General features: G+C 73.8%; 3 protein-coding genes. All 3 read left to right on the top strand.

Going from position 1 to position 22,628, the window contains the following annotated elements:
- Nucleotides 1–21 precede the first annotated feature (21 nt).
- Nucleotides 22–10,746: an SDR family NAD(P)-dependent oxidoreductase gene (locus ACFY1J_RS42610; RefSeq protein ID WP_390733088.1), complete on the top strand. Its 10,725-nt coding sequence runs from the start codon at nt 22–24 to the stop codon at nt 10,744–10,746.
- Nucleotides 10,743–16,283 carry an SDR family NAD(P)-dependent oxidoreductase gene (locus tag ACFY1J_RS42605; RefSeq protein ID WP_390733095.1) on the top strand — a complete coding sequence of 1,847 codons (5,541 nt, stop codon included), beginning with the start codon at nt 10,743–10,745 and terminating at the stop codon, nt 16,281–16,283. The genes ACFY1J_RS42610 and ACFY1J_RS42605 overlap by 4 nt, the downstream gene beginning before the upstream one ends.
- A 34-nt stretch (nt 16,284–16,317) precedes the next feature.
- Nucleotides 16,318–22,628 (top strand): type I polyketide synthase (locus ACFY1J_RS42600; RefSeq protein WP_390712873.1); only part of this gene is annotated, 6,311 nt, incomplete at its 3' end.

Below are 22,628 nucleotides of genomic sequence, written 5' to 3'. Positions count from 1 at the left end.
CAGGGGTGAGGGACGATTTCGGTGGCGAACGAGGACAAGCTCCGCTATTTCCTGAAGCGAGTCACCGCAGATCTCCAGGAGACCCGGCGGCGCCTTCGTGACTACGAGGACGACGCCGGGGAGCCGGTGGCCATCATCGGGATGAGCTGCCGCTACCCGGGAGGGGTCGACTCGCCCGAGGATCTGTGGGAGTTGGTCGCAGGCGGCCGCGACGCCGTCTCGGAGTTCCCCGCCGACCGCGGCTGGGACCTGGACGCGCTCTACGACCCGGACCCGGAGTCCCGCGGGACCAGCTACGCCCGCGAGGGCGCGTTCCTGCGCGACCTGGGGCGGTTCGACGCCGGCCTCTTCGGGGTCTCGCCCCGCGAGGCGCTCGCCATGGACCCCCAGCAACGGCTGCTGCTGGAGACGTCGTGGGAGCTCTTCGAGCGGGCCGGTATCGATGCCGCGTCGCTGGCGGGGAGCAGGACCGGCGTGTTCGCCGGCGTGATGAACCACGAGTTCCTCGGCGCCCTCCAGAACTCCCCGCAGGACCTGGAGGGTTACCTGGGGACCGGCACCTCGGGCAGCGTCGCCTCCGGCCGCGTGGCCTACACCTTCGGCCTCGAAGGCCCGGCCGTCACGGTCGACACGGCCTGCTCGTCGTCCCTGGTGGCCCTGCACCTGGCCGTCCAGTCGCTGCGCAACGGCGAGTGCTCGCTGGCCGTGGCGGGCGGCGTCACCGCGATGGTCGGCCCCGCCACCTTCGTCGGCTTCAGCCGCCAGCGCGGACTGGCACCCGACGGCCGCTGCAAGGCGTTCGCGGCCGGTGCCGACGGCACCGGCTGGGGCGAGGGCGCCGGCCTGCTGCTCGTGGAACGCCTCTCGGACGCCCGCCGCAACGGACACGAGGTCCTCGCGGTCATCCGGGGCTCCGCCGTCAACCAGGACGGCGCGTCCAACGGCCTGACCGCCCCCAACGGCCCCTCCCAGCAGCGGGTGATCCGCCAGGCCCTGGCCGCCGCCCGGCTGACCACCGCACAGGTCGACGCAGTGGAGGCGCACGGCACGGGCACCCGGCTCGGCGACCCGATCGAGGCGCAGGCGCTGCTCGCGACGTACGGGCAGGGCCGTCCCGACGACAAGCCGCTGTGGCTGGGCTCGATCAAGTCCAACATCGGCCACACCCAAGCCGCTGCTGGTGTGGCGGGCATCATCAAGATGGTCATGGCCATGCGCCACGGTGAACTGCCGCGCACGCTGCACGTCGACGCGCCGTCCCCGCACGTCGACTGGTCGGCGGGCGCCGTACGGCTGCTCACCGAGCCCACGCCCTGGCCGGCTTCGGACCAGCCGCGCCGGGCCGGAATCTCCTCCTTCGGGATCAGTGGCACCAACGCGCACACGATCCTCGAGGAAGCCCCGTCGGCCGAAGCGTTCACACAGGACGCCGAGGCCCAACAAGCGCCGGAGGAAGGCGCGGAGAGCGCCGAAGCCGTCGTCCCGGAGGCGGCGCGCCCGGCCGAGGGCGGACCGGTGCCGTGGGTGATCTCCGGCAAGACCGAGGAGGCCCTGCGCGCCCAGGCCGAACGCCTGCTGTCCCGCACGCACGCCGAAGTCCCCCCGCTCGACGTGGCGTTCTCGCTCGCCACGACGCGCACGGCCCTGGAGCACCGCGCGGTGGTCCAGGGCGAGACGGTGGCGGAACTCGCCGAGGGGCTGCGGGCCGTGGCCTCCGGCTCCCCGGCACCGGGCGTGGCGCGCGGCCTGTCCGGCACCGGCGGGCGCGTCGGGTTCCTGTTCTCCGGCCAGGGATCGCAACGCCTGGGCATGGGGCGCGAGCTGTACGCGTCCTACCCGGCGTTCGCCGCCGCGTACGACGAGGTCTGCGCGCACCTCTGCGCCGCGGCCGAAGTCGACTCGGAAGAACTGCACCGCACGGGCGTCGCCCAGCCTGCACTCTTCGCGGTCGAGGTGGCGCTGTTCCGGCTCCTGGAATCGTGGGGCATCCGGCCGGACTACGTGGCCGGTCACTCCGTGGGCGAGATCGCCGCCGCGCACGTGGCCGGGGTGCTGTCGCTCGACGCCGCCGCGAAGCTCGTGTCCGCTCGTGCCCACCTCATGCAGGCGCTGCCCGTCGGCGGGGCGATGATCGCCGTCCAGGCCACCGAGGACGAAATCCTTCCGCACCTCACCGACGTCGTCGGCATCGCGGCGATCAACGGTCCGCGGTCCGTCGTGGTTTCCGGAGCCGAGGACGCGGTCACCGCAATTGCCGAGGTCTTCCGGCAGCAGGGCCGCAAGTCCTCCCGGCTGAAGGTCAGCCACGCGTTCCACTCGCCACTGATGGACCCCATGCTGGAGGAGTTCGCTCAGGTCGTCCACGGGCTGACCTTCGAGAAGCCGCAGATCCCGGTGGTCTCCAACCTCACCGGCCGCCTGGCCGAGCCGTACACCCCGGAGTACTGGGTCCGGCACGTCCGCGAGGCGGTCCGCTTCGCCGACGGCGTCCGGACTCTCCACGACCTGGGCGTGACCACGTTCGTCGAGATCGGCCCGGGCGGCGTGCTGAGCGCCCTCGCCCAGGGCTGCCTGGACGACGACGTGGTCACCGTGCCCGCCCTGCGCGCCGACCGCCCCGAGCGGGCCGCGCTCGTCGCCGCCGTCTCCGAACTGCACGCGCACGGCGTCTCCCCGGACTGGCACGCCTTCTTCCCCGGCGCCCGCCGCGTCGACCTGCCCACCTACGCCTTCCAGTACGAGCGCTACTGGCTCGACGCCCTACCAGCCGCTGCCGGTGACGTCCGCGCCGCCGGCCTGGGCTCGGCCGACCACCCGCTGCTGGGCGCCGCCGTCTCCCTGGCCGGCGGCGACGAGCGGCTGCTGACCGGCAGGCTGTCCCGGCGTACGCACCCGTGGCTGAGCGACCACGCCGTGCTCGGAACCGTGCTGCTGCCGGGCACCGCGTTCGTCGAACTGGCCGTGCGCGCCGCCGACGAAGCCGGCTGCGAACTGCTGGAGGACCTCACCCTCGAAGCGCCCCTGGTGGTGCCCGAGCAGGGCGGCGTCGCGGTTCAGGTGTGGGTCGGCGCGGCCGACGGCACCGGCCGCAGGCCGCTGACCGTGCACTCGCGCCCCGAGGACGACGCCGACCTGCCGTGGGTTCGCCACGCGACCGGCTTCGTCACCGAAGGGACCGAAGAGGCGGGCGCCGCGGCTGCCGACCGGGCGCTCACGGCGTGGCCGCCGGCGGGCTCCGAGCCGGTCGACCTCGACGGCTTCTACGACCGGCTGGCCGCGCTCGGCCTGGCCTACGGACCGGCGTTCCGTGGACTGCGGAGTGCCTGGCGCGCGAGCGAGGGAGTCTTCGCGGAGGTCGCCCTCCCCGACGGCACGGACACCGGTTCCTTCCTCCTGCATCCGGCTCTGCTGGACGCGGCGCTGCACGCGATCGGCGCGGGCGGTGCGGACGGCTCCCTCGTTGCCGAGGCGGACGGGCCGCTCCTGCCGTTCGCCTGGTCCAGGGTGTCCGTGCGCGCCAAGGGCGCGTCCACCGTACGGGTCAGGCTGGCGCCGGCCGGTACGGACGCGGTGTCCCTGCTGGTTGCCGACGGCGCCGGCGAGCCGGTGGCGTCCGTCGAGTCGCTGACGCTGCGCGCGGTGTCGGCCGAGCAGCTCCGCAAGCGCTCCGGTGACGCCATGTTCACCGTCGAGCGGGCGCCGCTGACCCTGCCCTCCGACGACGCGGACGGGACGGCGGTGGCGTACATCCCGGACATCGCCGCACTGGCTGAGGCCGACGGGTCGTCGCAGCCGGACGTGGTCGTGGTCCCGTGCCCCGACGGCCCAGAAGGGGCGACCGAGGCCGAGCGGGTGAGTGCGGTCACCACCGACGTGCTGCGGCTGGTTCAGCGCTGGTTCACCGAGGACCGGACGTCGCGCCTCGTGCTGGTGGCGCGCTGCGACGACGTCGCGCATGCCGCGGCGGGCGGACTGGTCCGCTCGGCCCAGGCGGAGAACCCCGGCCGGATCGTGCTGCTCGAAACCGACCGCCCGGACGAGGCGGCCGCGCTCGTGCCCGGCGTCGTGCGGTCCGGCGAGCCCCACGTCGTCGTCCGCGACGGGGAGGTCAGCGCGCCGCGCCTGGCCCGCGCCGCCTCCCCGGCAACGGAGGACGCGGCCACCGACCCCGCGGACGAAGCCGCCTCCGCCCGCGCCGAGGGCGCTGCCTTGGGCCTCGGCACTGTCGTCCTGCTCACCGGTGCCTCCGGCGCGCTGGGCAAAACCCTCGCCCGTCACCTGGTGGCCGGACACGGTGTGCACCGGCTGCTGCTCGTCAGCCGCCGTGGCGGGAACGCCCCGGGCGCCGCGGACCTGACGGCCGAACTCGCGGCGCTCGGCGCCGAAGCGACGTGGGCCGCCTGCGACCTCGCCGACCGGGACGCCCTCGCCCGGCTGCTGGCCGCCACCCCGGTCGACTCCGTAGTGCACACCGCCGGCGTGCTCGACGACGGCGTGATCGCCGCGCTGACCCCGGAGCGCGTGGGCGCCGTCCTCGCGCCCAAGGCCGACGCCGTGCTCAACCTGCACGAACTCACCGGCCAGAGCACGACGCTCGTGCTGTTCTCCTCCGCCGCGGGCGTCTTCGGCAACCCCGGCCAGGGCAACTACGCCGCAGCCAACGCCTTCCTCGACGCCTTCGCCCGGCACCGCCGCGCCCAGGGACGGCCCACGGTCTCGCTGGCGTGGGGTCTGTGGGAGCAGGAGGGCGCCATGGCCGACGCCCTCGACGAGGCGGGCAGGTCGCGGATGGCGCGCTCCGGCGTCCTGCCGCTGACCACGGAGGACGGCCTGCGGCTGTTCGACGCGGCGCTCGCCTCCGACGAGCCCGTGCTCGTACCGGTCCGCCTCGACACCGCGGCCCTGCGGAACCGGGCGGCAGAAACCGTACCGGCCCTGCTGCGCGGACTCGTCCGCGTCTCCATACGCGGCACGGCCCAGCGCGCCGCCACCGGATCCCTGGCCGAACGCCTCGCCCGGCTGGCCGCCGACGAGCGCGACGAGGCCCTCCTGGAACTGGTCCGGTCCGAGGTCGCCGCCGTGCTCGGGCACTCCTCGCCCCGGGCCGTCCCGCCCGCGCACGCCTTCCAGGACCTGGGCTTCGACTCGCTGACGGCCGTGGAGCTGCGCAACCGGCTGTCCACCGCGACCGGCCTGCGCCTGCCCGCCACCCTCGTCTTCGACCACCCCACCCCTGCCGCCCTCGCCCGGCACATCGGCACCAAACTCCTCGGCGAGGCACCCGCCGCCACGGCCACGACCGCGGCGCGGCAGATCGCGGCCGCCGCCGACGATCCGATCGTCATCGTCGGCATGAGCTGCCGCCTCCCGGGCGGGGTCCGCTCGCCGGAGGACCTGTGGCGGCTGGTGGCCTCCGGCCGGGGCGGCATCTCCCGGTTCCCGGACAACCGGGGCTGGGACGTCGACGGGCTCTACGACCCCGACCCCGAGCGCCTCGGCAAGACCTACGCGCGCGACGGCGGCTTCCTGCACGAGGCGGCCGAGTTCGACGCCGGCTTCTTCGGTATCAGCCCCCGCGAGGCCCTGGCGATGGACCCGCAGCAGCGGCTGCTGCTGGAGGCGTCCTGGGAGGCGTTCGAACGCGCCGGGATCGACCCGGCGACGATCCGGGGCAGCCGTACCGGCGTCTTCACCGGCCTGATGTACCACGACTACGGCCAGGGCCCGCGCGAACTGCCCGAGGGCGTCGAGGGCCTGCTCACCACCGGAGGCTCCGGCAGCGTCGCCTCCGGGCGCGTGTCCTACACCTTCGGACTGGAGGGCCCTGCCGTCACGGTCGACACGGCCTGCTCCTCGTCGCTCGTCGCCCTGCACCTGGCCGTCCAGGCCCTGCGCAACGGCGAGTGCACGATGGCGCTGGCCGGCGGCGTCACGGTCATGGCCGGCCCGACGGTCTTCGTGGAGTTCAGCCGGCAGCGTGGGCTGTCGCCCGACGGCCGGTGCAAGGCGTTCGCTGCTGGTGCCGACGGTACGGGCTGGGGCGAGGGCGTTGGCATGCTCCTGGTGGAGCGGCTGTCCGACGCCGAGCGCAACGGCCACCGTGTGCTGGCCGTCGTGCGGGGGAGTGCAGTGAACCAGGACGGTGCGTCCAACGGTCTGACCGCGCCCAACGGCCCTTCGCAGCAGCGGGTGATCCGGCAGGCGCTGGCCTCCGCCGGGCTCACGCCAGCCGACGTGGACGCGGTGGAGGCGCACGGTACGGGGACGAGGTTGGGTGACCCGATCGAGGCGCAGGCGCTGCTCGCCACGTACGGGCAGGAGCGGCCGGAGGACCGGCCGCTGTGGCTGGGCTCGCTGAAGTCCAACATCGGCCACACGCAGGCCGCCGCGGGCGTTGCCGGTGTGATCAAGATGGTCATGGCCATGCGCCACGGCGTCCTCCCGCAGACCCTGCACGTTGACGAACCCACTCCGCACGTGGACTGGTCGGCCGGTGACGTCCGGCTGCTGACCGAGGCCGTCGACTGGCCCGAGTCGGACCGCCCGCGCCGGGCCGCCGTGTCGTCCTTCGGTGTAAGCGGCACCAACGCGCACACAATCATCGAGCAGGCCCCCGCGGCCGAGGAACCGCCCCAGGCGTCCGATTCCGGCGCGGCCGTGCCGTGGGTGCTCTCCGGCAGGACCGAAGCAGCGCTGCGGGCGCAGGCCGCCCGTCTCGCGTCCTTCCTGGACGACAACGACAACGACAGCGACGACGACAGGGACGACGACGGCGAGGCGGCCCTGGCGGCCGACGTGGCGTACTCGCTGGCCACGACCAGGGCGGCCTTCGAACACCGCGCCGTGGTGGTCGGGCAGACCCTCCAGGAGCTCCGGCAGGGACTGGCCGGTGTCGCCGGCGGCGCCATGCCGCCCGGCGTGGTGACCGGCACCGCACGCACCGGCGGCAAGACCGTCTTCGTCTTCCCCGGGCAGGGGTCGCAGTGGGTCGGCATGGCCACCGAACTGCTGGAGACCTCCCCGGTCTTCCGCGACCGGATCGACGCCTGCGAGCGCGCCCTCGCGCCGCACGTGGACTGGTCGCTGACCGCGGTGCTGCGCGGCACGTCCGAGGTCGAGCAGGACCGGGTCGACGTGCTGCAGCCCGTGCTCTGGGCGATGACGGTCGCCCTTGCCGAGGTGTGGCGCTCCTTCGGAGTGACCCCCGACGCGGTCGTCGGGCACTCCCAGGGCGAGGTCTCCGCGGCGGTGATCGCCGGAGCGGTCTCTCTGGAGGACGGGGCGCGCATCGTGGTACGGCGCAGCCTCGCGGTGCGCGAACTCCAGGGCCGCGGCGCCATGGCCTCGGTGCCGCTCCCGGACGAGAAGGCGCGGGAACTGGTCGGCCGGTGGACCGGCCGCCTCGGCATCGCCGCCGTGAACGGGCCCGCCACCGTCGTGGTCTCCGGGGACATCGACGCCCTCGACGAAGTCCTCGCGCACTGCCAACAGGAGGGCATCCAGGCCCGCAGGGTCGCCGTCGACTACGCCGCACACTCGCCGCAGATCGAACGCGTCGAAGCGCAGGCGAGCGAGGGGTTCGCCGGCATCAGCCCGCTCCCCGGCTCCGTGCCCTTCTACTCCACGGTGACGGGCGGGAAGCTGGCCGCGGACGAACTGGGCTCCGGCTACTGGTACCGCAACATGCGGCAGACGGTCCGGTTCCACGACGCGATCCGGGCCGCTCTGGCCGACGGGCACGACGTGTTTGTCGAAGTCAGCCCGCACCCCGTCCAGTTGGCGGGCATCCAGGACGCCATCGAGGCCGCCGACGCGGACGCCGCGGTCGTACCGACGCTGCGCCGCCGCGACGGCGGACGGACTCGGCTGATGCTGGCCCTGGCCCAGGCCCACGTGCACGGCGTCGCCATCGACTGGGACGCCGTCGTGCCGGGTGCGCGCCGCGTCGACCTCCCGACCTACGCGTTCCAGCACGAGCGGTACTGGCTGGAGGCGGGCGCCCCGGCCGGTGACGTGCGAGCGGCCGGGCTGGACGCCACCGACCACCCGTTCCTCGGCGCGGCGGTGGAGCTGCCGGACGCCGGCGGCCACCTGCTCACCGGGCTGCTGTCCCTGCGGGCCCAGCCCTGGCTGGCCGACCACGCGGTGCTGGGCACGGTGCTGCTGCCGGGCACGGCCTTCGTGGAACTGGCCGCCCACGCCGCGGCCGAGACCGGCTGCGACCTGGTCGAGGAACTCACCCTGCAGGCACCGCTGGTGCTGCCCGAGCACGGCGGCGTCGCGCTCCAGGTGCTCGTGGGCGCCCAGGACGACTCCGGCCGCCGCCCGCTGAGCGTGCACTCGCGAGCCGGGGACGGCCCCTGGATACGCAACGCCACCGGCGTCCTCACCACCGGCGCGACCCCCTCCGGCACCGACCTGAGCAGCTGGCCCCCGGCCGACGCCCAGCCGGTGGACCTGGACGGCTTCTACGACCGCCTGGCCGACCTCGGCCTGAGCTACGGCCCGCTCTTCCAGGGGCTGCGTGCCGCCTGGCGCGGCCACGACGCGGTCTACGCCGAACTCACCGTCACCGACGAGGCGCAGACGGACGCGGGCGCGTTCGGCCTGCACCCGGCTCTGCTCGACTCCGCGCTGCACGCGCTGGGCGCGGGCGGCCTCGTACCGGCCGCCGACGGGCCCCTGCTGCCCTTCGCGTGGTCCCGCGTCACGCTGCACGGAACCGGAGCGGCCGGCCTGCGGGTACGGCTCTCCCAGGCCGGCGGGGACACCGTACGGCTGGAGGCCGCCGACGGCATGGGCCGTCCCGTCGTGTCGGTGGAGTCGCTGACGCTGCGCCCGGTGTCGGCCGAGCAACTGCGCACCAGCTCCCGGGACTCCCTGTTCACCGTGGAGTGGGCACGGCTCGCCGCCCCTGCCGATGCGCACGCCCCCGTCGTAGGGGCCTACGACGACATCGCCGCCCTCCTCGCCGCCCCCGCGGCGGAGACCGGGGCGCAGGCGGACGCGGATGCCGTCGTCGTCCCCTGCCCGGCCGGGTCGGGCACCGACGCCGAACGGGTCCGGGAAGTCCTCGCCGAGGTGCTCCGGCTGGTGCAGTGGTGGCTGGTCGAGGACCGGGCCGCCCGCCTGGTGCTGGTGACCCGGGGCGCGGTCGCCGCCGGGGACGACCCGGCAGAGGGCGACCCGGTGCAGGCGGCCGTGTGGGGCCTGGTCCGGTCGGCACAGTCGGAGAACCCGGACCGCATCGTCCTCCTCGACACCGAAGAGAGCGCCGACGTAGAGCGGGTCGCGTCGACGGCCGTCCCCCGGCTCCTCGCCTCCGAGGAGCCGCAGGCGGCACTGCGCGGCGACGCGCTCCTGCTGCCCCGGCTCGCCAGGTCCGCCGCCGACGCCCCGCGGGCCACCTCCGCCCCGCGGGCCACCTCGGACTTCGGGACCGGCACGGTGCTCCTGACCGGAGCGTCCGGCGCCCTGGGCGGGCTCGTCGCCCGGCACCTCGTCGCCGAGCACGGCGTGCGCAGCCTGCTGCTGATGAGCCGGCGCGGCGCGGACGCCGAGGGTGCGGCGGAGCTCCGGGCGGAACTGACCGCCGCGGGTGCCGAAGTGCTCTGGGCCGCCTGCGACGTGGCCGACCGGGACGCCCTCGCCGAGGTGCTGTCCGGCACACCGGTGACGGCCGTCGTGCACACGGCCGGCGTGCTCGACGACGGCGTGATCGGTTCGCTCACGCCGGAGCGCCTGGAGACGGTGCTGCGCCCCAAGGCCGACGCGGTGCTGAACTTGCACGAACTGGCGGGCGACGTGTCGGCGTTCGTGGTCTTCTCCTCGCTCGCGGGTACGCTCGGCACCCCCGGCCAGGCCAACTACGCCGCGGCCAACGCCTTCCTGGACGCCTTCGCCCGGCGCCGCCGGGCCCAGGGGCTGCCCGCGGTGTCGCTGCCGTGGGGCCTGTGGCAGCGCACCGGCACCATGACCGAGGTCCTCGGCGGCGCCGAGCGGATCCGGCTCGCCCGCGGCGGCGTGCTGCCGCTGTCCGACGAGGACGGCCTGGAACTTCTCGATGCCGCAATCGCGTTGCAGGAGCCCCTGGTGGTGGCGGCACGGCTGGACCTCGCCGCCCTGCGGAACGCGACCGCACCGGTGCCGCCGCTGCTCAGGGCGCTCGTCGGCGGCCGGCCGCGGCGTACGGACCGGGCGGCTTCCGTACCGCTGGCGCAGCGGATCGCGGGCCTGCCCGAGGGTGAGCGCGAAGAGGCCGTACTGGACCTCGTCCGGTCCGAGGTCGCCGCCGTTCTCGGACACAGCTCGGCCAAGGCCGTCCAGCCCGACCAGGCCTTCGGTGACCTGGGCTTCGACTCGCTGACCGCGGTGGAGCTCCGCAACCGGATGAACCAGGCCACCGGCCTGCGGCTGCCCGCGACGCTGGTCTTCGACCACCCGACGCCCGCGGCGCTCGCGCAGCAGGTACTGAAGGACCTCCCCGGTGGCACGGCCGGGACGGCGCCGGTCTTCGACGAGCTCGACCGCCTCGCCGCCGCCCTCGACGGCGCCGGTGCGGACAGCATCGACAACGTCAGCCGAACCAAGATCAATATGCGTCTCCAGGCGCTGCTCGCCCGCTGGAACGGGAACGAGTCGGCCGATCCGGGAGGCGCCGGCGGAGCCGAGGACGAAGACGACCTCAGCTCGGCGAGCGACGAAGAGCTGTACGAGCTCCTCGACGACGAACTCGGCATCTCCTGAACTGTGCAGGCCAAAAGGGGCGGGCGACACCGATGATGAACGAAGACAAGCTCCGGGACTACCTCAAGCGGGCCACCACCGACCTGCGCCAGGCCCGGCGGCGCGTGCGCGAGCTGGAGGCCCGCGACCAGGAGCCGATCGCCATTGTGGGCATGAGCTGCCGGTTCCCCGGCGGCGTCGGCTCCCCCGAGGAGCTGTGGCGGCTGCTGGCCGAGGGCAAAGACGCCATCTCGCAATTCCCCGAGGACCGCGGCTGGGACGTCGACGCGCTCTACGACCCCGACCCCGAGCAACCCGGGAAGGTCTACACCCGGCAGGGCGGCTTCCTCCGCGACGCGGCGGACTTCGACTCCGGGTTCTTCGGGATCTCGCCGCGTGAGGCGCTGGCCATGGACCCGCAGCAGCGGCTGCTGCTGGAGACCGCCTGGGAGGCTTTCGAGCACGCGGGCATCGATCCCGCCGGCCTCAAGGGCAGCCGCACCGGCGTCTTCGCCGGCCTGATGTACCACGACTACGGCTTCACGCCCGGCGTCCTGCCCGAAGGGGTCGAGGGGCTGATGAGCACCGGCAACTCCGGCAGTGTCGCCTCCGGGCGCATCGCCTACACCTTCGGCTTCGAGGGTCCCGCGGTCACCGTCGACACCGCCTGCTCGTCCTCGCTCGTCGCCCTGCACCTCGCCGTGCAGGCGCTGCGCAACGGCGACTGCTCCATGGCGCTCGCCGGCGGCGTGACGGTCATGGCGGGTCCGAGTGCCTTCGTCGAGTTCAGCCGCCAGCGCGGACTCGCCCCCGACGGCCGCTGCAAGTCCTTCGCTGCGGCGGCGGACGGCGCGTCCTGGTCCGAAGGCGCCGGCCTGCTGCTCGTGGAGCGGCTGCGGGACGCCCGCCGACTCGGCCACAAGGTGCTCGCGGTCGTCCGGAGCAGCGCCGTCAACCAGGACGGCGCGTCCAACGGCCTGACCGCGCCCAACGGCCCCTCGCAGCAGCGCGTGATCCTCGAAGCGCTGGCCGGCGCCCGGCTGTCCGCCGAGGAGGTCGACGCCGTCGAAGCACATGGCACGGGCACGAATCTCGGCGACCCGATCGAGGCGCAGGCGCTGCTGGCGACTTATGGACAAGAGCGCGAACGGCCGCTCCTGCTCGGCTCGCTGAAGTCCAACATCGGTCACACGCAGGCCGCGGCGGGCGTCGCCGGCGTGATGAAGATGGTGCTGGCGATGCAGCACGGCGTGCTGCCGAAAACGCTCCATGTGGACCGGCCGACGCCGCAGGTCGACTGGTCGGCCGGCTCGGTCGAGCTGCTGACCGAGGCGATCGCGTGGCCGGAGACCGACCACCCTCGCCGCGCCGGGATCTCGTCGTTCGGGATCAGCGGCACCAACGCGCACATCATCGTCGAGCAGGCGCCCGAACCGAAGGCGGAGGACCCGGCCGACGACATGACTGAAGGCGAGGGCGTGGCCGAGGAGTTGGTGCGGGCCGGGACCACGGTGGTGCCGTGGGTACTCTCCGCGAAGAGCGGGGAGGCGTTGCGGGAGCAGGCACAACGACTGCTGTCGTCCGTGGACCTCGCGGCCGCGTCCCCGGCCGACGTGGGGTTCTCGCTGGCGGCCACCCGCTCGGCGCTGGAGCACCGGGCGGCGGTCGTCGGCGCCGACGGGGAAGAGCTGCGCGCGGGGCTGACCGCCCTCGCAGCGGGCGAGCCCGCAGGACAGGTGGTGACAGGGCGTGCCGGTGCCGTCGGGGGCAGGGTTGGGTTCCTGTTCTCGGGTCAGGGTTCGCAGCGGCTGGGGATGGGGCGTGAGCTGTACGCGTCGTACCCGGTGTTCGCTGCGGCGTATGACGAGGTGTGCGCGCTTCTGGACGCGCCCGTCGACGTCGACTCGGAGGAGTTGAATCAGACGGGTTTGACGCAGCCGGCGTTGTTCGCGGTTGAGGTGGCGTTGTTTCGGCTGCTGGAGTCGTGGGGTGTCCGGCCGGATTATGTGGCCGGTCACTCGGTGGGTGAGATTGCGGCTGCTCATGTGGCGGGTGTGTTGTCGCTCGGGGATGCGGCGATGCTTGTGTCGGCGCGTGCCGCGTTGATGCAGGCCCTGCCCACGGGCGGCGCCATGGTCGCGGTCCAGGCCACCGAGGACGAGGTGCTGCCGCACCTGACCGACGAGGTCGGCATCGCGGCGATCAACGGCCCGCGGTCGGTCGTTGTCTCCGGGTCCGAGGACGTGGTCGTCGCCATTGGCGAGGCCTTCCGGGAGCAGGGTCGTAAGACGTCCCGGCTGAAGGTCAGCCACGCGTTCCATTCGCCGCTGATGGATCCGATGCTGGCAGAGTTCGCGGAGGTCGTCAGCGGTCTGGCCTTCAACGCGCCGCGGATCCCTGTCGTTTCGAACCTCACCGGCCGACTGGCCGAGGCCTACACCCCCGAGTACTGGGTCCGGCACGTCCGGGAGGCGGTCCGTTTCGCCGATGGCGTTCGGACCCTGCACGGGCTGGGTGTGACCACGTTCGTGGAGATCGGCCCCGGCGGTGTGCTGAGCGCCCTCGCCCAGGGCTGCCTCGACGACGCGGACATCGTCACCGTTCCGGCCCTGCGTACCCACCGCCCCGAACCCCAGGCGCTCACTCTCGCCCTCGGGCAGTTGCACGCGCACGGTGTCTCCCCGGACTGGCAGGCGCTGTTCTCTGGCGCCCAGCGTGTCGACCTGCCCACGTACGCCTTCCAGCGCGAGCGCTACTGGCTCGAAGGCACGGCCGCGCTCGACGTCTCCTCGGCGGGCCTGGACTCCTCCGGCCACCCCCTGCTCGGCGCGGTGGTGGAGACCGCCGGGGCGCAGGACATGCTGTTCACCGGCCGACTGTCCCCGGCCGACATGCCCTGGATCGCGGAACACACGGTCGGCGGCGTACCGGTGCTCTTGGTCGCCGCGTTCGTGGAGCTCGCCCTGTCCGCGGGACGGCAGGCCGGGTTCCCGCACCTGGAACAGCTCGACGTGGACGCCCCGCTGGTTCTGGCCGAACAGGGCGCCGTCCGCATCCAGGTGCAGGTCGGTGCGGGCGACGACCCTGACCGGCGCTCGGTGCGCGTCTTCAGCCGGCCCGCCGCGGGCGGCGCCGGCGAGCCGTGGGTCCGCCACGTCACCGGAGAACTCACCCGGAACGCTCCGGCGCCGGAGTTCGACATGATGATGTGGCCGCCGACGGGTGCCGAACCCGTGGACGTCGAGGGCCGTCCGGGTCTGCGCGCCGCCTGGCGCGCCGGGGACGAGCTGTACGCCGAGGCCGCACTGCCTGTCACAGAGCGGGACCGGGCGGACCGCTACGGCCTGCACCCCGTACTGCTGGACGCTGCCCTCGGCATGCTGGCGTCGGACCGCACCGAAGACCCCGGCGAGATGCTCATGCCCCACGCCTGGAGCGGCATGTCCGTGCACACTCCGGGACCCGGGGCCGTACGCATACGCATCCGGCCCGCCGACGACGACGCGGTGGCGATCGAACTGTCCGACGCCGACGGTTCTCCCGTCGCCTCGGTCGCGTCCGTCCGGACACGGACGATGTCCCCGCAGCAGGTACTGGCCTCGCGCGTGGCGCACCAGGACTGGATGTTCGAGGTCGACTGGGTCGAGCACACCGCGGCTTCCGCTCCCGCTGCTACTCCCGGAGCCGAGTGGGCGGTCCTCGGCAACGAGGGTTCCCACTCTGATATCGACGGGCTCCGCAAGGCAGTCGACGGCGGTGCGGCCACGCCTGCCCACGTCCTCCTGCCCTGCGCCCCGAGCGAGGGCGATGCCGCCGAGGCGACGCGCGGGCCGCTGGCCGATGTGCTGTCGGCCGTTCAGGAGTGGGTCGCCGACGAGCGGTTCTCCGACGCGCGGCTCGTGGTGATGACGCGCGGAGCCGTCGAGCTGGACGGCACGGCTTTGGACCTCGCGCACGTCGCGGTCTCCGGTCTGGTGAAGTCGGCCCAGACCGAGCACCCGGACCGGCTCCTGCTCGTCGACGCGGACGACTCGGTCACGAACGGCGGCATGGTCACGAACGGCGGCCTCGACCCGGCGCTGGCCGCGGCCCTCGCCGCTCTGGACGAGCCGCAGGCCGCGGTGCGCGACGGAAAGCTGTACGTGCCGCGCCTCGCCCGGATCACCCCGCCCGAGGAGCCCACCGGTCACGCGTGGGACCCCGAGGGGACCGTGCTGCTCACCGGCGCGACCGGTGGCCTCGGACGGTTGCTCGCCCGGCACCTCGTCGCCGAACGCGGCGCACGGAGGCTGCTGCTGGCCAGTCGCCGCGGCCCCGCGGCCGAAGGCATCGGCGAACTCGTCGCCGCCCTCTCCGAGCTGGGCGCGCACGTCGACGTGGCCGCCTGTGACATCGCGAACCGGGACGCCCTCGCCGAACTGCTGGCCTCCGTCCCGGCCGAGCACCCGCTCGTGGCCGTGGTGCACGCGGCGGCGGCCCTGGACGACGGCGTGGTCACCGCCCTGACCTCGGAGCGCCTGGACACCGTGCTGCGGCCGAAGGCCGACGGGGCGCTGCACCTGCACGAGCTGACCAAGGACCTGGACCTCTCCGCGTTCGTGCTCTTCTCCTCCCTGGCCGGAGTCCTGGGCAGCGCCGGCGCGGCGAGCTACGCCGCTGCGAACGCCTTCCTGGACGGGCTGGCGCGGCAGCGCCGGGCCGCAGGCCTGCCCGGCACCTCGTTGGCGTGGGGCCTGTGGACGGACAACGGCGGCATGGGCGACCGGATCACCGACGCCGACCGCAACCGGATGGGGCGGGCCGGAGTCCTGCCATTCACCCCGGCGGAGGGGCTGGCCCTGTTCGACGCCGCCCTCACCGTGGACCGGCCGGTGATCGTGCCGGTCCGGCTGGACGTTCCAGGACTGCGCGCCATGGCCCGCGCCGGCATGCTGCCCGCCGTCCTCCGCGGCCTCGTCGGCGACATCGGCGCCGCGGCCGGCGAGGCCGCGGCCGCAGGGACTCCCGCGCTGGCCCGCCGCCTCGCCTGGATAACGGAGGCCGACCAGGAGAAGGTCCTGCTGGACCTGGTGCGCCATCAGGCGGCAGCCGCCCTCGGCCACGCCACCGCTGCCCGCATCGAGCCCACCACGGCCTTCCGGGACATCGGCTTCGACTCCCTGACCGCCGTGGAGCTGCGCAACCGGCTCAAGGCCGCGACCGGGCTCCGGCTCAAGCCCACCCTGGTCTTCGACCACCCCACCCCCGTCGCGATCGCCCGGCTCCTCCACAAGGACCTGGTGCTGGACCTCACCGCCGAGGCCCCGCCCGTGCTCGGCGAACTGGACCGGCTGGAGGCGCAGCTCGCCGCGCTCGCCATGGAGGGCGCGGTGCGGGACAAGGTCACCGCCCGGCTCAAGGCGCTGCTCTGGAAGTGGACCGACACCCACCAGGACGCCGCGGCGAACACCGCCGACGCCGGCCCCGGCACCGACCGCGACTTCGACCTCGACCGGATCGACGCCGCCACCGACGACGAGATGTTCGACCTCATCGACCAAGAGCTCGGGTCTCACTGACTCATCTCACGCACTGCTACCGAGGACGTAAAACATGTCGAACGACGACAAGCTCAGGGATTACCTCAAGCGCGTGATGGTGGACCTGCGCCAGACCCGCAGGCAGCTAGGTGAGCTGGAAGCGAAGGACACCGAACCCATCGCCATCGTCGGGATGGCCTGCCGCTACCCGGGCGGGGTCGGCTCGCCCGAGGACCTGTGGCAACTGGTTGCCTCGGGCGGCGACGGCGTGTCCGAATTCCCCACCGACCGCGGCTGGGACCTGGACACGATCCACGACCCCGAGCCCGGGCGGACGGGCCGCACATACGTGCGCGAGGGCGGCTTCCTCCACGACGCCGGCGAGTTCGACCCCGCGTTCTTCGGGATCTCCCCCCGCGAGGCCCTGGTCATGGACCCGCAGCAGCGACTGCTCCTGCAGACCTCCTGGGAGGCCCTCGAACGCGCGGGCATCGACCCCGTCACCGCACGCGGCACCCGGGCCGGCGTGTTCGTCGGCACCAACGGCCAGGACCACGCCTACCTCCAACGGCAGGGCGACAGCGACATCGAGACCCACCTCGTCACCGCGAACACCGCCGCCGTGGTGTCCGGCCGCATCTCTTACGCCCTCGGCCTCGAAGGCCCGGCGGTCACCGTCGACACGGCCTGCTCGTCCTCGCTGGTGGCGCTCCACCTGGCCGCCCAGGCGCTGCGCCGCGGCGAGTGCTCGCTCGCCCTCGCCGGCGGCGTGACCGTGATGGCCACGCCGAACACCTTCATCGCGTTCAGTGCGCAGCGGGGCCTGTCGCCCGACGGCCGCTGCCGCGCGTTCTCCTCGACCGCCGACGGCACGGGCATGTCCGAAGGCGTCGGCGTGCTCCTGCTGGAGCGGTTGTCCGACGCCCGTAGACTCGGCCACGACGTGCTCGCCGTCATCCGCGGCAGCGCCGTCAACCAGGACGGCGCCTCCAACGGCCTCACGGCCCCGAACGGCCCTTCGCAAGAGCGCGTGATCCGGCAGGCGCTGGAGAACGCACGCCTGACCGCCTCCCAGGTCGACGCGGTCGAGGCACACGGCACGGCCACCACCCTCGGCGACCCGATCGAGGCGGAGGCGCTGCTCGCCACGTACGGCCAGGAGCACTCGGGCGACCGGCCGCTGTGGCTGGGATCCATCAAGTCCAACATCGGTCACACGCAGGCCGCCGCGGGTGTCGCCGGTGTGATCAAGATGGTGATGGCCATCCGCAACGGCGTCCTGCCCCAGACGCTGCACGTGGACGAGCCGACCGCTCAGGTCGACTGGTCGGCGGGCGGAGTCAAGCTCCTGACCGAGGCCGTCCAGTGGCCCGAGTCGGACCACCCCCGCCGCGCCGCGGTCTCGTCCTTCGGCGTCAGCGGCACCAACGCGCACACGATCATCGAGCAGGCCCCGGCCCTCGACCAGGAGCCCGCCGCCGAGCCGGCCAGGGACCCGGCCGCCGGCACGCTGCCGTGGGTGCTCTCGGCGAAGAGCGACGCGGCGCTGCGCGCCCAGGCGGAGCGCCTGCTCGCCTTCCTGGAGCACGGCCGGAGCGGCCCCGGTAGCGCCCCGGCCGACATCGGCTTCTCCCTCGCCACGACGCGCACCGCCTGGGACCGCCGGGCGGCCGTCGTCGGCGAGAGCCTGGAGGAACTCACCGAAGGCGTACGGGCACTGGTGTCCGGCACCCCGTCCGCGGCCGTCGTCCACAACGCGGCCCGCCACGGCGACAAGACCGGATTCCTGTTCTCCGGCCAGGGCTCGCAGCGGCCCGGCATGGGTCGCGAACTCTACGACGCCTTCCCGGCGTTCGCCGCGGCCTACGACGAGATCCGCGTCCACCTCGACGTCACGCTCGACGCGGACGCGGAGCAGCTCAACCAGACCGGTTGCACCCAGCCGGCGCTGTTCGCCGTTGAGGTGGCGCTGTTCCGGCTGCTGGAGTCGTGGGGTGTCCGGCCGGATTATGTGGCGGGTCATTCGGTGGGTGAGATTGCGGCTGCTCATGTGGCGGGTGTGTTGTCGCTCGAGGATGCGGCGAAGCTGGTGTCGGCGCGTGCCGCGTTGATGCAGGCCCTGCCCGCCGGCGGCGCGATGGTGGCGGTCCAGGCAGCCGAGGACGAGGTGCTGCCGCGCCTGACCGACGGCGTCAGTATCGCGGCGATCAACGGGCCTCGGTCCGTCGTGGTCTCCGGAGCCGAGGATGCCGTGCTGGAGATCGCCGAGGTCTTCATCCAACAGGGCCGCAAAACCTCCCGGTTGAAGGTCAGTCACGCGTTCCACTCGCCGCTGATGGACCCGATGCTGGAGGAGTTCGCAGAGGTCGTCCGCGGTCTGACGTTCGGTGAGCCGCGGATCCCGGTGGTCTCGAACCTCACCGGTCGCCTGGCCGAGGCGTACACCCCCGAGTACTGGGTCCGGCACGTGCGCGAAGCGGTGCGCTTCGCCGACGGCATCGAGACCCTCGGCGACCTTGGTGTGACCACGTTCGTGGAGATCGGTCCCGGCGGTGTCCTCAGCGGCATGGCGCAGGGCTGTGTGGACGACATCGTCACCATCCCCGTACTCCGAGCCGACCGCCCCGAGCAGCAGGCCGTCGTCACCGCGCTCGCCGAACTGCACGTCAGCGGCGCCGTAGTGGACTGGCACGCCCTCTTCCCGGGCGCCCGGCGTGTCGACCTGCCCACGTACGCCTTCCAGCAGCAGCGCTACTGGCTGGAGGCCCCCGAGGCCGAGACGGCCGCCGTGGACGCGGTCGACGCCGAGTTCTGGGCGAGCGTCGAGCGCGAGGACGCCCAGGCCCTCGCCGCCACGCTGGGGCTGAGCCCCGAGGAACTGGACGTCGTGGTCCCGAAGCTGTCCGCCTGGCGGCGCCAGCGGCGCGAGCAGTCCGTCGTGGACGGCTGGCGCTACCGGCTGGCCTGGCAGCCGCTGAAGGGCCTGTCCGCAGGGGACCTCTCCGGCCGCACATGGCTGTTCGCCGCGCCCGAGGGCGACGAGTGGGCCGGGACGGTCCGCGCGGCCCTCGCCGGACGCGGCGCGCACCTGATCCCGCTGACGGTCGGCGCCGACGCCGACCGCGCGTCCCTGGCCGACGAGCTGCCCCGGGTCGCAGCCGAAGCCGGATCGCTTGACGGCGTCCTGTCGCTGCTCGCGACCGACGAGACCGCCTCGCCCGAGCACCCAGCGCTCTCCCAGGGTCTCGCGCAGACCGTGGCCCTGGCCCAGGCGCTGGGCGACGCGGGCGTCGACGCGCCGCTGTGGTGCGCCACCCGCGGCGCGGCCGCCACCGGCCGCTCCGACGACGCACCGCTCAGCGCGGTGCAGAACCAGGTGTGGGGCCTCGGCCGCGCCCTGGCCCTGGAGCACGCCCGAGGCTGGGGCGGCCTGATCGACCTGCCCGCGGCCGTCGACGAGCGCGCCGCCGGCCGTATCGCCGCCGTACTGAGCCAGGGAGCCGGCGCTGCGGATGGACAAGAGGACCAGGTCGCAGTCCGCGCCACCGGCGTGTTCACCGCCCGGCTCGCCCACGCCCGAAGCGGCGCCGGCCGGCCGTGGGCGCCGCGCGGCACAGTGCTGGTCACCGGTGGTACGGGTGCGCTGGGCGGGCACGTCGCCCGCTGGCTCGCCGGTGCCGGTGCCGAACACCTGGTGCTCACCAGCCGCCGCGGCGCCGACGCGCCCGGCGCGACCGCGCTCAAGGCCGAACTGGAGGAGCTGGGAGCGCGCGTCACCCTCGCCGTGTGCGATGTCGCCGACCGCGACGCGGTGGCGGCGCTGCTCGCCGAGCACACCTTCACCTCCGTCTTCCACGCCGCAGGCGTGGAACAGGTCGCCCCCTTCGACGAGCTGACGCTGGCCGACTTCGCCCGCACGGTGGCGGCGAAGGCCCGCGGCGCCGCGCACCTGGACGAACTGCTCGGCGACCGCGAGCTGGACGCCTTCGTCCTCTTCTCCTCGATCGCCGGCGTGTGGGGCAGCGGACTGCAGGCCGCCTACGCGGCCGGTAACGCCTTCCTCGACGGGCTCGCCGCCCGGCGGCGGGCCCGGGGCCTGACCGCCACCGCGATCGCCTGGGGCCCGTGGGCCGACGGCGGCATGGTCACCGACGCCGACGAGGAACACCTGCGCCGCCGCGGCGTCGTCACCCTGCCCGCCGCACTTGCCGTTACCGCGGTCCAGTGCGCCCTGGACTGCGACGACACCGCGGTCGTCGTGGCCGACATCGACTGGGAACGGTTCATCGGACCGTTCACCCTCGGCCGCCCGAGCGCCCTGCTGTCCGAACTGCCCGAGGTGCGCCGCGCCGGCACCGCGGCGCCGGCCGACGCCGCCACCGGCGCCGCGCCCCTGGCGGCCCGGCTCGCCGGACTGCCTGAGGCCGAGCGCACGGAGACCCTGATCGACCTGGTCCGCACGCACGTCGCGGCCGTCCTGGGCCACTCCTCGGCGGTGGAGGTCGAGCCCGACCGGGCCTTCAAGGACCTCGGCTTCGACTCCCTGACCGCCGTCGAACTCCGCAACAAGGTGAACACGGCGACCGGGCTCGCGCTGCCGCCCACGCTGGTCTTCGACTACCCCAACGCCACGGCGCTCGCCCGCTTCCTGCAGAGCGAGTTGCTCGGATCGCAGGCCGCCGTGGAGGAGGCGCAGCACGCGGCCGCCCACGACGAGCCCATCGCCATCGTGGCGATGAGCTGCCACCTGCCCGGCGGCGTCGACTCGCCCGAGGCGCTGTGGGACCTGGTGACGTCCGGCGGCGACGCCATCTCCGAGTTCCCGTCGAACCGCGGCTGGGACGTCGAGGCCCTCTACGACCCCGACCCCGATCGCCCCGGCAAGACGTACGCGCGCGACGGCGGATTCCTTTATGGCGCCACCGACTTCGACGCTGGCTTCTTCGGGATCTCTCCGCGTGAGGCCCTGGCGATGGACCCGCAGCAGCGCCTGTTGCTGGAGACCTCGTGGGAGGCCTTCGAGCGGGCCGGGATCGCCCCCGCGCAGCTGCGCGGCAGCCGGACCGGCGTCTTCGTGGGCATGGCCTACCAGGGCTACGGAGCCGATGTGCGCCGCACGCCGGAAGGCGTGGAAGGACACCGGCTCGTCGGCGGCGCGTCCAGCGTCGTCTCCGGCCGGGTGGCCTACACCTTCGGACTCGAAGGGCCCGCCGTCACGATCGACACGGCCTGCTCGTCGTCCCTGGTCGCCCTGCACCTGGCCATGCAGTCGCTGCGCAACGGCGAGTGCACGATGGCGCTGGCCGGCGGCGTCACCGTCATGGCCGGCCCGAGCGTCTTCGTGGAGTTCAGCCGCCAGCGCGGCCTGGCGCCCGACGGCCGCTGCAGGGCGTTCGGCGCGGACGCGGACGGCACCGGCTGGGCGGAGGGCGTGGGCGTGGTGCTCGTGGAGCGCCTCTCCGACGCCGTGCGCAACGGTCACGAGGTCCTGGCGGTGGTACGGGGCAGCGCCGTGAACCAGGACGGCGCGTCCAACGGTCTGACCGCGCCGAACGGCCCGGCGCAGCAGCGGGTCATCCGGCAGGCCCTGGCCTCGGCCGGGCTCGCTCCGGGCGACGTGGACGCCGTCGAGGCGCACGGCACGGGCACGACGCTGGGCGACCCGATCGAGGCGCAGGCGCTGCTCGCCACGTACGGCCGGGAGCGGCCGGAGGACCGGCCGCTGTGGCTGGGCTCGCTGAAGTCCAACATCGGCCACACGCAAGCCGCGGCAGGCGTGGCAGGTGTGATCAAGATGATCATGGCGATGCGCCACGGCATCCTGCCGCGGACACTGCACGCGGACGAGCCGACGCCGCACGTGGACTGGTCGGCCGGTGACGTCCGGCTGCTGACCGAGGCCGTCGCATGGCCCGAGTCGGACCGCCCGCGCCGCGCCGCGATCTCGTCCTTCGGCGTCAGCGGCACCAACGCCCACACCATCATCGAGCAGGCCCCCGCCACGGCGGAGCTGCCCCCCACGCCCGACTCCGGCGCGCTCGTTCCGTGGGTGCTGTCGGGCAAGGGCGAGCCGGCGCTGCGCGCCCAGGCGGCCCGCCTGGCCGGCCACCTCGACGCGAACGACGGCTGGACGGCTTCCGACATCGGCCTCTCCCTGGCCTCCCGTGAGACGTTCGAGGACCGCGCGGTGCTCCTGGCACAGGGCTCGGACCAGCTCCGGCAAGCCCTCACCGCCGTCGCCACCGGCGAACCGGCGGCGAACGTGACGCTGGGACGCGCCGGCTCCGAGGGCAAGGTCGGCTTTCTGTTCTCGGGTCAGGGTTCGCAGCGGATCGGTATGGGGCGTGAGTTGTACGCGGCGTTCCCCGTCTTCGCCGATGCGTA

The organism is Streptomyces sp. NPDC001406, assembly GCF_042895285.1.
Lineage (GTDB): Bacteria > Actinomycetota > Actinomycetes > Streptomycetales > Streptomycetaceae > Streptomyces.
This window is presented reverse-complemented; position numbering and strand designations above follow the sequence as displayed.